Origin of the sequence: Streptomyces sp. TG1A-60 (assembly GCF_037201975.1) — a bacterium.
Classification (GTDB): domain Bacteria; phylum Actinomycetota; class Actinomycetes; order Streptomycetales; family Streptomycetaceae; genus Streptomyces.
Window position 1 is genome coordinate 4,536,099 of record NZ_CP147520.1, and the last position, 14,780, is coordinate 4,550,878.

The window sequence follows — 14,780 nt, forward strand, 5'->3', positions numbered from 1 at the left end:
GTCTCAGCCATGGGCAGCCACAAGGACGCAGAGAACCCCAAGGCCACCTTGCCGACACCCGTGACCCCGGCCGGACGGGACGCGCTGGACGCGATCCTCGCCCGCCCCGGCCGTACGGTGATCGCGCTCGACTTCGACGGCACGCTCGCCCCGATCGTGCCCGACCCCGAACAGGCCCGCGCCCACCCCGACGCGGTCGCCGCGGTCGCCGCGCTCGCCCCCAAGGTCGCCTCCGTCGCCGTGGTGACCGGCCGCCCGGCCGCGGTCGCCGTCCGCCACGGCGGCTTCGCCGGCATCCCCGGCCTGGAACACCTCGTCGTCCTCGGCCACTACGGCGCCGAACGCTGGGACGCCGTCACCGGCACGGTCAGCGCCCCCGCCCCGCACCCCGGCGTCGCCGCCGTCCGCGCCGAACTCCCCGGCTTCCTGGAGGGCGTCGACGCCCGGCGGGGCACCTGGATCGAGGAGAAGGGCCGGGCGCTCGCCGTCCACACCCGCCGCGCCACCGACCCGCAGGCCGCCTTCGAGGCGCTGCGGTCCCCCCTCACCGACCTCGCCACCCGCCACGGCCTCATCGTCGAACCCGGCCGCTTGGTCCTCGAACTCCGCCCCCCGGGCATGGACAAGGGCGTCGCCCTCCGCACCTACCTGGAGGAGACCGCCGCCGAGTCCGTCCTCTACGCCGGCGACGACCTCGGCGACCTCCCCGCCTACGCCGCCCTGGAAGAACTCCGCACCGAGGGCACCCCGGCCCTGCTGGTGTGCAGCGGCAGCCCGGAGGTCACGGAACTCTCCAAGAGAGCGGACGTGGTCGTCGACGGCCCGGCAGGGGTCGTACACCTGCTGGCGGCGATCGCCGAGCACTTGTAAGCGGGGCCGGCCCCGGCTTCAGCCGCTCTTCACCCCTCCAACGCCCGCAACTGGTCCAGGAACCACCGGGTCGGCGGCAACGCCGTAGCCGCCGCGGCCAACCGCTTCGTACGCTCGGCCCGCTCGTCCACCGGCACACTCAACGCCTCGTGCAGCGCCTCCGCCGTACCGACCACGTCATACGGATTCACCACCACCGCATCGTCACCGAGCTCCTCGAACGCCCCGGCCTCCCGCGACAGCACCAGCACGCACCCCTCGTCGGAGACCACCGGCACCTCCTTGGCGACGAGGTTCATGCCGTCCCGGATGGGGTTGACGAGCGCCACGTCCGCCAGCCGGTACGCCGCCAGCGACCGCGCGAAGTCGTCCTTCAGGTGGAGGATGACCGGGGTCCAGCCCGGCGTCCCGTACCGCTCGTTGATCTCGTCCGCGACCCGCTCGACCTCGGTCATGTAGTCCCGGTACACGGCGAGGTCCTGCCGCGACGGGTAGGCGAAGGCGACGTGCACGACGCGCTCGCGCCAGGACGGCCGGTCGTCGAGGAGCTGCCGGTAGGCGAGCAGGCCCCGCACGATGTTCTTGGACAGCTCCGTGCGGTCGACGCGGACGATCGCGCGGCGCGGGGAGCCGTCGGGAGCCGTCCCGATCTGCTCCCGCAGCGCGGCCATGCGCTCGTCGACGTCCGTCTCGTGGGCGCGGGCGCGCAGGAAGTCCGCGTCGGCGCCCAGGCCGTGCACGCCGATTCGGGTGCCGGACGGGACGCCGGGGCCCAGGACGGCGTGACAGCAGTCGGTGAACGCGTCCGCCCACCGCCGCGTGAGGAACGCGGCCCGGTCGGCACCGAGGATGCCGCTGAGCACCTGCGCGGCGATGTCGTCGGGGAGCAGCCGGAAGTAGTCGACGGGCGCCCACGGGGTGTGCGAGAAGTGGCCGATCCGCAGATCGGGGCGGAGTTCGCGGAGCATCCGGGGCACGAGTGTCAGGTGGTAGTCCTGGACGAGCACGGCCGCGCCGTCCGCCGCCTCCTGCGCGAGCGCCTCGGCGAAGGCCCGGTTGTACGTCTCGTACGAGGCCCACTGGCGCCGGAACTCCGCGTCGAAGGCGGGCTCCAGCGGGGTCTGGTAGAGCATGTGGTGCACGAACCACAGCACGGAGTTGGCCACGCCGTTGTACGCGTCGGCGTGCACGTCGGCAGGGATGTCCAGCATGCGTACGCCGGGCTCGGCCACACCTCGGCGTACGGCCTCGCGGTCGCCGTCGCCCAGTGCGGAGCACACCCAGACGGCGCCGGACTCCTGGTCGATCGCGGAGAGTCCGGACACCAGGCCGCCGCCGCCGCGCCTGGAGGTGAGGTCGCCGGTCTTCTCGTCCAGCGTGTACGTGACGGGGCCCCGGTTGGAGGCGACCAGCACCTGGGCCGCGCCGTGCGTTGATGCCATACGGCTCAACCTAGCCCGGAGGTTCGGTGGTCAAACGTGCGGTTCGGCCGTATACAGGAGCGCCCGTGCGGCTGGGGGTGCGCGGGGGACGGCGGTTGCGGGTGATGCGTGGCTGCTCGCGCAGTTCCCCGCGCCCATGAGAGGCACGGGTGCCGCGGGCTGGGAAGCCCGGGGCGCAGCCCCTGCTTCTCAGGGGCGCGGGGCCGTGCCACCGTGCGGCTCCGCCATGTGGGCGCGACCAGCCACGACGGACCCGCACCCGCCGTCCCCAGCCGCACCCCCCTGATCACGCGGCCTTTCGCTCCACGTACTCCGCGATCTCCGCCATCGGCGGCCTCTCCTCCAGGTCCACCGAGTGCGTCCGCGGCTCGAAGCCCTCCTCGCCCCGTTCGAACTGGGTCAGCACCGGACGGATCAGGTGGCCCCGGGCCAGCCGGAGTTGCGCGGTGCGGTAGATGGCGGCGGACATGCGGCCCAGGGCCTGGCCGTCCTGGTGGCGGTGTTTGCGGACGCCCACGTCGACCTGGGCGAGGGCGTCGAGCCCGACGAGGTGGAGGGCGTCGACGAGCATGCCCAGCTCGACGCCGTAGCCGACCGGGAAGGGGAGCTGTTCCAACAGGGAGCGGCGGGCCGCGTACTCGCCGCCGAGCGGCTGGACGAAGCCGGCCAGCCGGGGCCAGTGCATGTTGAGCAGGGGGCGGGCCATGAGTTCCGTCACCCGGCCGCCCTGGCCGGCCGCCGACCCCAACGGGCGGTCGTACATCGCCTTGACGAGGTCGACGCCGGGGTCGGTGAGCAGGGGGCCGACGATGCCGGAGACGAAGTCGGACGAGAACTCCCTGAGGTCCGCGTCGACGAAGCAGACGATGTCGCCCGTCGTCGCCAGCAGCGACCGCCACAGGACCTCGCCCTTGCCGGGCACGGTGGGGAGGCGGGGCAGGATCTCGTCGCGGTGGACGACCCTCGCACCGGCCGCCGCGGCGACCTCGGACGTGCGGTCGGTCGAGCCGGAGTCGACGACCACGATCTCGTCGACGAGCGGGACCCGGCGCATGAGGTCGTGGCGGATGACGGCGACGATGTCGCCGACCGTCTCCTCCTCGTCGAGGGCGGGCAGAACGACGCTGACCGTCTGGCCGCCGGCGCGTTTCGCGGCCAGGATCCGGTGGAGCGGGCGGTCGGCCACGGACCAGGAGCGGGTACTCAGCCAGCGCTCGACTTCCTTCAGCACGGTGCGCGGCTCCTCTGCGTTCATCTCGCGGTTCGGACGGTTCCCTCAACTGTCCTGGCCGTCGGTTACAGTCTTGGACAACGCTGATGACCATCGCATGTCGGTGCTCGTTCGCGCATACAACCGAATACCGCTCATCCAGAGGGGCAGAGGGACACGGCCCGATGAAGCCCCGGCAACCCTCCAGCCGGTCTCGTGACGATCACCGTCGATCGCACCGCGAGGCTCCCGGCTCGGGAAGGTGCCAAATCCGTCTCACGGCGAGATGCGTCGTGGGGAAGATGAGGAGAAAGGGCCTCGCCTCCATGGCTGCGCAGACTGTCGCAAGCACCACCGACTCCACCCCCGGTTCCGCCACCGCGTCCCCCGCTTCCACCGCCTCCGGTGTCGACCTCGGGCCCGCCGCCGCCCTGAGCTGCCGCGAGTGCGGTCACCGCGTCCCGCTCGGCCCCGTCTTCGCGTGCGAGGAGTGTTTCGGCCCGCTGGAGATCGCGTACGACTACTCCGCGTACGACACGGAGGAGCTGCGGAAGCGGATCGAGGCGGGCCCCGCGAACATCTGGCGGTACGCGCCCCTGCTGCCCGTCCCGGCCGACGTGGCCACCAAGCCGAACATCAACCCCGGCTGGACCCAGCTCGTCAAGGCCGACAACCTGGCGGGCGCGCTCGGCGTCGACCCGGGCAAGCTCTTCGTCAAGGACGACTCCGGCAACCCGACGCACTCCTTCAAGGACCGCGTCGTCGCCCAGGCGCTGGAGGCGGCCCGCGCCTTCGGTTTCACCACCCTCTCCTGCTCCTCCACGGGCAACCTGGCCGGCGCCGTGGGTGCCGCCGCCGCCCGCGCCGGCTTCCGGTCCTGCGTGTTCATCCCGCACGACCTGGAACAGGGCAAGGTCGTCATGGCCGCGGTCTACGGCGGCGAGCTCGTCGGCATCGAGGGCAACTACGACGACGTGAACCGCTTCTGCTCCGAGCTGATCGGCGACCCGGCCGGCGAGGGCTGGGGCTTCGTGAACGTCAACCTGCGGCCGTACTACGCGGAGGGATCGAAGACGCTCGCGTACGAGATCTGCGAGCAGCTCGGCTGGCGGCTCCCGGACCAGCTCGTCGTCCCGATCGCCTCCGGCTCGCAGCTCACGAAGATCGACAAGGGGCTGCAGGAGCTGATCAAGCTCGGGCTCGTCGAGGACAGGCCGTACAAGATCTTCGGTGCGCAGGCCGAAGGCTGCTCGCCGGTGTCCGTCGCGTTCAAGGCGGGCCACGACGTCGTACGGCCGCAGAAGCCGGACACCATCGCCAAGTCGCTGGCGATCGGCAACCCGGCCGACGGGCCGTACGTGCTCGACATCGCCCGGCGCACCGGCGGGGCCGTCGAGGACGTGACGGACGCGCAGATCGTGGACGCGATCAGGCTGCTCGCGCGGACCGAGGGGATCTTCGCGGAGACGGCCGGTGGTGTGACCGTCGGGGTCACGAAGAAGCTGATCGAGGACGGGGTTCTCGACCCGACGCTGACGACGGTCGTCCTCAACACCGGCGACGGTCTGAAGACGCTGGACGCGGTGGCCGGCACCGGGCTGACCGCGACCATCCGGCCCAACCTCGACTCGTTCCGTGAAGCCGGTCTCGCCTGAGACCGGGTCGTCGTTCGGCTGCGGACCCGTGGGGCCCGGTCACGCCCACGCGGCGGTAGCCGCACATGGAACACGCCCCCTAGCTCTGCCGCACGTATCCGGAGGTTTCCCATCATGTCCGTCAGCGTTCGCATCCCCACCATCCTTCGCACCTACACCGGCGGGCAGGCCGAGGTGACCGCTGAAGGCGCCACCCTCGCCGAGGTCATCGCCGACCTGGAGAAGAACCACAACGGGATCGCCGCCCGGGTTCTGGATGATCAGGGCAAGCTGCGGCGGTTCGTGAACGTGTATGTGAATGACGACGACGTCCGGTTCGAGCAGGGGCTGGAGACGGCCACGCCGGACGGTGCGGGCGTGTCGATCATCCCCGCGGTCGCCGGTGGCTGACCGCCGGTCAGTACCGGTCGGTAGTAACCGTCGGTAACATCGATTACCGAGCGTTCATCGAATTGCCCCCTCCGCGAGAGAAGCGGAGGGGGCAATTCTCTATGGTTGAGCAGGGTACAGTTGGGGAACGCGGATCGATCGCCGTAGTGATTTCGTGCCCGGCGCATATGTGAGCTCGCCGCACGCCCTATACGAAATAGCCAAAGTATGCAGGGCTTTTGCGCGTTTTGCTCCTTTTGTGAGGCCCGACTTGCCCTGAATTCGGGCGAATTGTTCGTACATTCCCGACCGGTCGTGTCCAGAATTCTCGTCCGATTGACCTGTTGCAGAGGGCAGTTGGACAGATACATTCGGCCGCGGTCGACGCGTTCCGGCGCACACCCCCAACCGTTGGGGGGTGAGGTCTGACCCGGATCCGCGAAGTGCGGATCTGTGCAAGGGCCAGTAATAGGGGAGTTAGGCATGGCTCAGGGCACCGTCAAGTGGTTCAACGCGGAGAAGGGGTACGGCTTCATCGCGGTCGACGGTGGTGCGGATGTATTCGTCCACTACAGCGCGATCCAGATGGACGGTTACCGCACCCTGGAAGAGGGCCAGCGGGTCGAGTTCGAGATCTCGCAGGGTCAGAAGGGGCCGCAGGCGGACATGGTCCGGCTGGCGGTCGGCTGAAGTACGCGCCGGGTTTTCGCAGCGACGTTCTTCGTTCTTTCCGGGAGGGCCCGCACCCCGTACAGGGGTGCGGGCCCTCCTGCGTGCCCGGGAAGCGACACCGGGGCGGGGTGTCGAGCCGAGGTCGCGCACTGGCGCACGCGGGTGCGTTCACCTGCGGATCACTGAGACCCGCTTGCACTCGCAGGGGGCGAGTGCTAATCATTGGCGTTAGCACTCTGCAGGTGAGAGTGACAACGAGGACCGGGTCGGCGAGGCCCGCAGGCCGGGTGGGGCAAGGAACCACGAGGCAGGCAGGCCGTCCGTCGCGGGCGCCAGCGCGGTCCGGAGCAATCCACCCCAGTCCGGGAGGACCACTTCACATGGCCAAGATCATCGCGTTCGACGAGGAGGCGCGGCGCGGCCTCGAGCGCGGCATGAACCAGCTCGCGGACGCCGTCAAGGTGACGCTCGGCCCCAAGGGCCGCAACGTCGTCCTCGAGAAGAAGTGGGGCGCCCCCACGATCACCAACGATGGTGTGTCCATCGCCAAGGAGATCGAGCTCGAGGACCCGTACGAGAAGATCGGCGCCGAGCTGGTCAAGGAAGTCGCCAAGAAGACGGACGACGTCGCCGGTGACGGTACGACCACGGCGACCGTCCTCGCCCAGGCCCTGGTCAAGGAGGGCCTGCGCAACGTCGCCGCCGGCGCCAACCCGATGGCCCTGAAGCGCGGCATCGAGAAGGCCGTCGAGGCCGTCTCCGGTGCCCTGCTCGACCAGGCCAAGGAGGTCGAGACCAAGGAGCAGATCGCCTCCACGGCCTCCATCTCCGCCGCCGACACCCAGATCGGCGAGCTGATCGCCGAGGCCATGGACAAGGTCGGCAAGGAAGGCGTCATCACCGTCGAGGAGTCGCAGACCTTCGGTCTGGAGCTTGAGCTCACCGAGGGTATGCGCTTCGACAAGGGCTACATCTCGGCGTACTTCGCGACCGACATGGAGCGCATGGAGGCCGTGCTCGAGGACCCCTACATCCTCATCGCCAACTCCAAGATCACGAACGTCAAGGACCTGCTCCCGCTCCTGGAGAAGGTCATGCAGTCGGGCAAGCCGCTGCTGATCATCGCCGAGGACGTCGAGGGCGAGGCCCTGTCGACCCTGGTCGTCAACAAGATCCGCGGCACCTTCAAGTCCGTCGCGGTCAAGGCCCCGGGCTTCGGTGACCGCCGCAAGGCGATGCTGAACGACATCGCCATCCTCACCGGCGGCGAGGTCATCTCCGAGGAGGTCGGCCTCAAGCTGGAGAACACCTCCATCGACCTTCTGGGCCGTGCCCGCAAGGTCGTCATCACCAAGGACGAGACCACCATCGTCGACGGGTCCGGCTCCTCGGACCAGGTCCAGGGCCGGGTCAACCAGATCCGCGCCGAGATCGAGAGCAGCGACTCGGACTACGACCGCGAGAAGCTCCAGGAGCGCCTGGCGAAGCTCGCGGGCGGCGTGGCCGTCATCAAGGCCGGTGCCGCGACCGAGGTGGAGCTCAAGGAGCGCAAGCACCGCATCGAGGACGCCGTTCGCAACGCGAAGGCGGCCGTCGAGGAGGGCATCGTCGCCGGTGGTGGCGTCGCCCTGCTCCAGGCCTCCACGGTCTTCGAGAAGCTGGAGCTGACGGGTGACGAGGCGACCGGCGCCAACGCCGTGAAGCTCGCGCTGGAGGCCCCGCTCAAGCAGATCGCCGTCAACGGTGGTCTCGAGGGTGGCGTCATCGTCGAGAAGGTGCGCAACCTGCCCGTCGGTCACGGCCTGAACGCCGCGACCGGTGAGTACGTCGACATGATCGCCGAAGGCATCATCGACCCGGCGAAGGTGACCCGCTCTGCCCTGCAGAACGCCGCCTCCATCGCCGCGCTCTTCCTCACCACCGAGGCCGTCATCGCCGACAAGCCGGAGAAGAACGCCGCGCCGGCCGGCGGCGGCATGCCGGGCGGTGACATGGACTTCTGATCGACCCCGGTCGATCACCGTCCTTCAGTACCGAGGGCGGCACTCCCTGAGAACGGGAGTGCCGCCCTCGGGCGTGTCCGGGGTCACATGGGCGGGGGCGCGATGCCGGAATGCCGTGGCGGCGCGGGGCGGTTGACGGGAGAGGCGTACATGCGTGTGCATGTACCGAATCGGCCACTCGCGTCCGCCGTCCGCGTCCGCGTCGGCCACCGCGTCCGCATCAGCCACCCGAAGTCCGACCACGACCTCTCCGAGGAGTCCTCACGTGACCACCGTCTCCCCCTCCCGTGCCGCCGAAGTGCTGTCCCGCCCCGTCACGATCAACGGCCTGACCGTTCCCAACCGGATCGCGATGGCGCCCATGACCCGGGTGTTCTCGCCCGGTGGTGTGCCCGGCGCGGACGTGGCGTCGTACTACGGGCGGCGGGCCGCCGCGGGCGTCGGCCTGATCGTGACCGAGGGGACGTACGTCGGGCACGAGACGGCCGGGGATCTGGACGGGGTGCCCCGGTTCGCCGGTGGGGAGCAGCTCGCCGGGTGGGCGAAGGTCGCGGAGGCCGTGCACGCCGGTGGCGGCACGATCATGCCGCAGCTGTGGCACATCGGGACCGTCCGGCAGCAGGGCAAGCTGTTCCCCGACGCCCCGGTCCTCGGTCCCTCCGGCCTGCGGGTCGACGGCACGGAGGCGGAGGGCGGCCGGGCCATGACGCAGGCCGACATCGACGAGGTGATCGCGGCCTACGCCAGGTCCGCCGCCGACGCCGAGCGCATCGGCATGGACGGCGTCGAGATCCACGGCGCCCACGGCTACCTGATCGACCAGTTCCTGTGGGAGCGCACCAACCGCCGTACGGACGCCTACGGCGGCGACCTCGTCGCCCGTACGAAGTTCGCGGCGGAGATCGTGGCGGCCGTACGGGACTCCGTGTCCGCGACCTTCCCCGTCATCTTCCGCTTCTCGCAGTGGAAGCAGGAGGCTTACGACGCGCGGCTGGCCGAGACGCCCGAGGAGCTGGAGGCGCTGCTGAGCCCGCTCGTGGCGGCCGGTGTCGACGCGTTCCACGCCTCCACGCGCCGCTACTGGCAGCCGGAGTTCGAGGGCTCCGAGCTGAACCTCGCCGGCTGGACGAAGAAGCTCACCGGCAAGCCTGCGATCACCGTCGGCTCGGTCGGCCTGGACGGCGAGTTCATCGCCGCGTTCGCCGGTGAGGGATCGTCGACCAAGGGCATCGACGACCTGCTGGACGGCCTGGAGGGCGGGGAGTTCGACCTCGTCGCCGTGGGCCGCGCGCTGCTCCAGGACCCGCAGTGGGCCGCGAAGGTGCTCGACGGCCGCTTCGACGAGCTGAAGGCGTTCGAGCCGGCTGCGCTGGGCTCGCTCAGCTGAGAAGCAGGACGCGTGATGCCGGGTCCACGCGGGTGGGGGCCCGGTGTCGCGGAGTTCCGCAGGGGACCCCTCCGGGGCAGGAGGCAGTCAGCTCATGGCGGCCCTCCTTCGGCTCGCCGTACACGACGACGGTCTCGTTGTCTCGTGTCCGCTGTGACATCGCGGCTCGGATCCGGGCCGCGCGGTCGTGGACCGCGGCGGCGCTGAGGGGCGCGTTGGGGCGGGACGGGGCGCGTTCGCCTCGGCAGGCGCCGCAGGTGCCGCCCGGCAGGGCCTCCGGGAGGATCTGTAGTTGGCCCCCGTGAGGATCGATAGGTGGCCCCAGCGAGTCCTGTCCTTCTGGCCTCACGCTTTCAGGCAGCGTGTGTCCGACGGGCGGTCAGACAAACGAAAATCGCCTCTGAACTGCAAGAATGAGGATTGTCGAGGTCCTTGGTGGCCGTGTTCGGGGCGGGTGGCCTCCGACCCGACCATGGCCGGCTGATCAGCAAGCTGTCGTCGGCGCGGGCAGCGGGCCCTGGCCGCGCTGCACACCGCCCGCGCCGAAGTGCGCGAATGTGTCTGCCAACGGTCGCCCTACATGAAAGCCCGAGGTCAGTTGTAGACGTTGAATTCTGCGACTGACCACCAGTTGCGCGCAACATTGCCAGTATTGACGGTTTTGATGTAGCGAGCCGTCTGCGTCGGGAAGGAGATCAGGTGGACTCGCTGGCCGTCCGCTACTGAGGAGACCCTGGTCCAGTCGGTTCCATCCGTGGACACGTATACGTCTGCGCTCCGCGCATAGTCGCTTACGCTGGCGCCGACATCGAGCACGATCTTGTCGAAGGTCTGCGTCTGCCCCATGTCCACTTGGATCCAGAGGCCGTCGTACTGCCCTGTTCCGGAGCTGTACCGAGTGTCAGAGTTGCCATCGAGCATGTTTCCGGGCGCATCCCACTGGCTTGCGTCTGAAGCCTTTGCGGTCCAGCCCGTCCGCGGCAGCGCAGGACCTAGATCGATGACGTCGAACGATGATCGTCCTGCGTCTGCTCCGCTGGTTCCCTTCACGGAAACCGTGACCTTCCCCGCTGGAAGCCCCTTCGGAACGTAGGCGCTGATGCTCGTGTCCGACCAGGTGTCTATTTCGGCATAGCTTGATCCGAAATGCACCGTGCCCAGCCCCTGTGCATCGCCGAAACCAGAGCCGCGAATCGTGAACTTGGAGCGCGGCATGCCTTGGCCCGGCTTCAGATCGCTGAAGGTCGGCGATGGGAAGCTCGACAGCTTCTTGGTGGTGAACATCGCCGAGGTGCCGCTTGGCAGCGTATACGTGTACGAGCCGTCGGTGGATATATTGAAGCTCTTGCTGTCGGTGGTCCCGTTGAATACTGCGGTGACCTGCTCCCCTTCCTTACTGGTCCAGTTCTTCAGCTGGAGGCCGTTCGATACCGCTGTCGGAGCTGTGATCGAGCCGGTTCCACGCGCAGACCCGTACACCTCGATGTCGCCGATGGCCCACCAGAAGCCGGAGGCCGCGGTACTGACGATGCGAATGTGCTGTGCCGTTCGGGTCGGCAACGTGACGGCCATCTTGCCAATGCCTCCGCTGCCGCTCGCAATCGCGCTGCCCCAATCGGCACCGTCGTTCGAAACGTAGATCTGATACCTGGTGACGTAGTCGAACGAGTTGTTCACTCCGGTGTCGAGGACGATTTTATTGAAGCTCGTGGGGCTCCCCAGGTCGATCTGGAACCAGTCGCCGCTCGTCGTCCCGTGCCCGAGACTCCACTTTGTGTCGATGTCACCGTCGATCGCGTTCGCGGCCACACCCCAGTCCGCCTGCGCCGAAGCCGTGGCGGTCCACTTGCTACGGCTCAGTGCCCTTCCCGTCGTCTGGACGGAAGCTCCGATCGGCAGGGAGTACGTGACCAGCTTGTTTCCGGTGCGGATGGAGTTCTGGTATGGCAGCAGTGCCGGGTCGTACGTGACGGTGACCGGGCCGGATGCCGACTTGAAGGTGAAGTCGTGTGTCGGGTCCGAGACCTTGGTCGCTGCGGGGGCGCGGCCGCTCTGCGCAGGTCCGGAGTACGTGAAGGTGACGGCGTCGCCGGCGTTCAGGGTGTAGTCGAACGAGTGTGTCCCGTCCGCGACGCTGAAGGTTTTCGCCGCGCTTCCCGTGTTGTGCGCGATCAGGACCTTCGATCCGTCCGGGTTCTGGAACGCGACGTTCTCTATGCTGCCTTCCCCGAAGGTGTTCGAGTAGATCCGGCGTGCTCCGGGCTTGACGAACCTGCTGGCGTGAGCGAGGGCGTGGTAGTCCACGTTGTAGGTCACCCGCCCGTCGGCCGGGTCGATCGTGAGCAAGCCCCGCAGCATGGGTATACCGGCGGTGTCACTGTTGAGCGGGCCCCGATCGGGGTCGAGTGCGATGTTCCACAGCATCACCCCGTTCGCCCAGTTGCGCGTGCCGTTGATGATCCACGTACCCAGTGCTTCGCTGAACGCCGTCTGGTCGCTGTCCTGCCAAACGCCTCCGGTGGCTTCCGTGATGAAGGTTTCCTTGCTCGGGTAGTCGTTGTGGACCAGCGTCTGGTAGGTCGGGTTGCCGCTGTAGATGTGCCATCCGGTTCCCGCGGTGTACTTGGAGGCTGCGGGGTCGCTGAAGATCGTCTCCGGATACGAGGGCACGTCCCAGTTGTGGTCCCAGGCCAGGATCTTCGTGGAGATTCCGTTGGCTTCGAACGCCTTGCCGATCTCCTGGATCAACTCGGCTTCCTGGTACGCGGACAGGAACATTCCGGGCCAGGTGGGAGTGCCCATGGGTTCGTTCTGCGGGGAAATGTAGGAGATGGGCACGCCGGCTTCGCCATAGGCGTGGATGAACTTGACGAAGTAGTTGGCCAGCGCGGAGGTGTACTCGCTCTTGAGGGTGCCTCCGATCATGGAGTCGGAGGTCTTCATCCAGCCTGGTGGGCTCCACGGGTTGGCCATGATCTTGATGGACGGGTTGAGTGAGAGGGCCTGCTGCAAGGCCGGAATGATGTACGGCACGTCGTGCTGGATGGAGAAGTTGGACAGCGTGGGGTCCGTTTGTCCCGCGGGCATGTCGTTGTAGGAGTAGTTCCCGGACGCGTTGAAATCCGTGGCGCCCATCGGGGAGCGGAGCAGGCTGAGGCCGATTCCCTTCGAGGGATCGAACAGCTTCTTCATCAGCTTGGTCCGCTCGGCGGTGGACAGCTTGTCGATGAGCCAGGCGGAGGAGTCGGTCACGGCCGCGCCGAAGCCCTGGACCTTTTGGTACTTGACGCTGTCGTCGATCTTGATCGTGAGCGGGTTGGCCGTTCTCTTCGCCTTGAACAGCACATCGTCCTGGCCGGCGACCCACTTGTCGGCCGATACGTCCGTCAGCCACACACGGACGGAATTGCTGCGTGCGGTCTGCTTCAGTTGCGGGGCGGCGATGGCGTTCCCGGAAACCGAGGTCCAGGCGGCGGCGACACCGACGGCGGTGGCCAGGAACTGGCGTCGTCCGAGACCGTATGAGCTCATGGAAGATCCTCCTTCGGACCTGCTTGGTCAGTACTTGGGAGAGGGGGTGGGACGCATTGCCGAGGTGGGGATCGACCGGTTGGAGCCGGTTCTACGGCGACGTCGGCGCCGGCTCTGCGGCGCTGGTGCTCGGCTCCTTGATCACGAGCGGGTGCAGTTCCCAGGCGTCGATCGCGTAGCCGAGGTGCGTACCCGGTGCGGTGCGGGCTTGCAGTCGCCAGGAGCTCTGCCCTGTGGGGTAGAAGCGCAGGGTGAGGACCTGGCCGGTGGTGGTCAGGAAGATTTCGGCGATGGAGTGGTCGACCATCACGCGCAGGTCGACAGGCCGGTCGGTTGGGCAGGGCATCCGGTAGGAGCCGCCGCGGGCCCGAGTATCCAGTGAGGCGTGGTCACGGTCGACGACCAGTTCGCCCGCGTCGGCATCGAGGCGGATGTCGAGGTACTCGGAGCCGTCCGGGGTGGTGAGCAGCCGCAGGCCGGCGTTTCCGGCGGGCTGCTCCAGGCGGGCCGTCAGGTCGAAGGCGCGGCCCACGCTGCCGAGGTCCACCGGCTGCGGGCCGTCGGTCACGCCCTCCGCGTGGACAGCGTGCTCGCCGCGCAGGGCGAGCAGTTCGGTGGCGGGCTGCTGGCGCAGTGTGCCGTCGTCGTGGACATGGATCTCACGGGGCAGGGTGAGGACGCCGGCCCATCCGTCCGCGACGGCCCAGGCTTCGTCGCGGGCTTCCCATGACCAGCCCCACAGCAGCCACCGGTTTCCCGGTGCGCGCAGCAGGGCCGGTGCGTAGCAGTCGGGGCCGTGGTCGGCAGGTACCGCGGGGCCGGCCTTGACGTGGCCGTCGTGCTCTTCGCCGATCAGGGCTGCGACGCTCTGCGGGCCGGTGGGTTCGGTCCATGTGCTGAGGATGAGGGCGCCGGGTCCGTCGGCTGCCGGGAGGTATTGGGGGCATTCCCAGCCCTCGCCGGTGAACAGGTCGGTACCACCGATGGGCTCCGGACGGCGGGCCGCGAAGGGCCCCCGGTAGGTCCAGTTCTCCAGGTCGGGTGAGTCGTAGAGAAGGGCGGCGGCGCGGCCGTCCGCGAGGGCGGCGCCGACCAGCATCCGCCAGCCGTCGCCGTCCTGCCAGACGTACGGGTCGCGGTACATGGTGCAGCCCTCGGGCAGCTCGGGGATGAGCAGTTCGCCGCGCGGGCGGAAGCTGTTGCCGCCGTCGTGGGAAATGGCGCAGGTGACCGGCTGGTGCTGGAACGAGCGGTCCTCGCGGTGCGCGGAGTAGAAGGCGACCAGCCGGTCGCCGTCGGAGACGGCGTTGCCGGAGAAGCAGCCGTCGGCGTCCACGCCATCGGGGTTCGGGGACAGGGCGATCGGCAGCGGCTCCCAGGTCAGCAGGTCGGGGCTGCGGAAGTGGCCCCAGTGCATGTTCGCGTGGGTCGCTCCGGACGGGTTGTACTGGTAGCACACGTGGTAGTAGCCGTCGTGGAAGACCAGCCCGTTGGGGTCGTTGACCCAGTTGCGGGGCGGGCGCAGGTGCGCCACGGGGCGGTGCGGATCGCGGGGTGTGGTGAACACACGCGTGCCTTTCCGTATGTCAGAGCGGCCGGGTCAGATGGGTCCCGCCCCGCCGGCCCTCTGGTTGGCGGGGC

10 protein-coding genes and 1 riboswitch are annotated in these 14,780 nt (G+C 68.8%); of the genes, 6 read left to right on the top strand and 4 right to left on the bottom strand.

Annotated features, from left to right (window positions below):
- The first annotated feature begins 9 nt into the window (after positions 1–9).
- On the top strand, positions 10–870 hold the full coding sequence (otsB, locus tag WBG99_RS19675; protein WP_338897545.1) for a trehalose-phosphatase: 861 nt from the start codon (positions 10–12) through the stop codon (positions 868–870).
- A 29-nt stretch (positions 871–899) separates the two neighbouring features.
- Here otsB and WBG99_RS19680 read toward each other — a convergent pair whose 3' ends face one another.
- Both WBG99_RS19680 and WBG99_RS19685 read right to left on the bottom strand, forming a co-directional pair.
- The gene (locus WBG99_RS19680) at positions 900–2,312 is read right to left on the bottom strand and encodes a trehalose-6-phosphate synthase (RefSeq protein WP_338897546.1); all 1,413 of its coding nucleotides are present in this window, start codon (positions 2,310–2,312) and stop codon (positions 900–902) included.
- A gap of 286 nt (positions 2,313–2,598) precedes the next feature.
- Positions 2,599–3,543, bottom strand: a complete 945-nt coding sequence (locus WBG99_RS19685) for a glucosyl-3-phosphoglycerate synthase (RefSeq protein ID WP_338897547.1) — start codon at positions 3,541–3,543, stop codon at positions 2,599–2,601.
- 131 nt (positions 3,544–3,674) lie between these two features.
- A riboswitch (SAM riboswitch) is annotated at positions 3,675–3,831 on the top strand.
- Between the two features lie 17 nt (positions 3,832–3,848).
- Between WBG99_RS19685 and thrC the strand changes: the two genes are divergently transcribed.
- From thrC to WBG99_RS19710, 5 genes are all read left to right on the top strand, one after another.
- A complete protein-coding gene (gene thrC / locus WBG99_RS19690; RefSeq protein WP_338897548.1) occupies positions 3,849–5,177 on the top strand; it encodes a threonine synthase in 1,329 nt (442 codons plus the stop codon).
- A 114-nt stretch (positions 5,178–5,291) separates the two neighbouring features.
- Positions 5,292–5,567, top strand: a complete 276-nt coding sequence (locus WBG99_RS19695; protein WP_338897549.1) for a MoaD/ThiS family protein — start codon at positions 5,292–5,294, stop codon at positions 5,565–5,567.
- Positions 5,568–6,029: 462 nt separating this feature from the next.
- Positions 6,030–6,236, top strand: a complete 207-nt coding sequence (locus WBG99_RS19700; RefSeq protein ID WP_046709519.1) for a cold-shock protein — start codon at positions 6,030–6,032, stop codon at positions 6,234–6,236.
- A 362-nt stretch (positions 6,237–6,598) separates the two neighbouring features.
- Entirely contained in the window at positions 6,599–8,221 is a 1,623-nt protein-coding gene (groL, locus tag WBG99_RS19705) for a chaperonin GroEL (RefSeq protein WP_338897550.1), read from the top strand.
- Between the two features lie 265 nt (positions 8,222–8,486).
- Positions 8,487–9,608, top strand: coding sequence for an NADH:flavin oxidoreductase (locus WBG99_RS19710; protein WP_338897551.1), 1,122 nt, complete (start codon positions 8,487–8,489; stop codon positions 9,606–9,608).
- A 594-nt stretch (positions 9,609–10,202) separates the two neighbouring features.
- Here the strand turns inward: WBG99_RS19710 and WBG99_RS19715 are convergent.
- A complete protein-coding gene (locus tag WBG99_RS19715) occupies positions 10,203–13,139 on the bottom strand; it encodes a discoidin domain-containing protein (RefSeq protein WP_338897552.1) in 2,937 nt (978 codons plus the stop codon).
- A 91-nt stretch (positions 13,140–13,230) separates the two neighbouring features.
- Positions 13,231–14,706 (bottom strand): GH32 C-terminal domain-containing protein, encoded by a 1,476-nt coding sequence (locus WBG99_RS19720; RefSeq protein WP_338897553.1) that lies wholly within the window; start codon positions 14,704–14,706, stop codon positions 13,231–13,233.
- Positions 14,707–14,780: the final 74 nt, after the last annotated feature.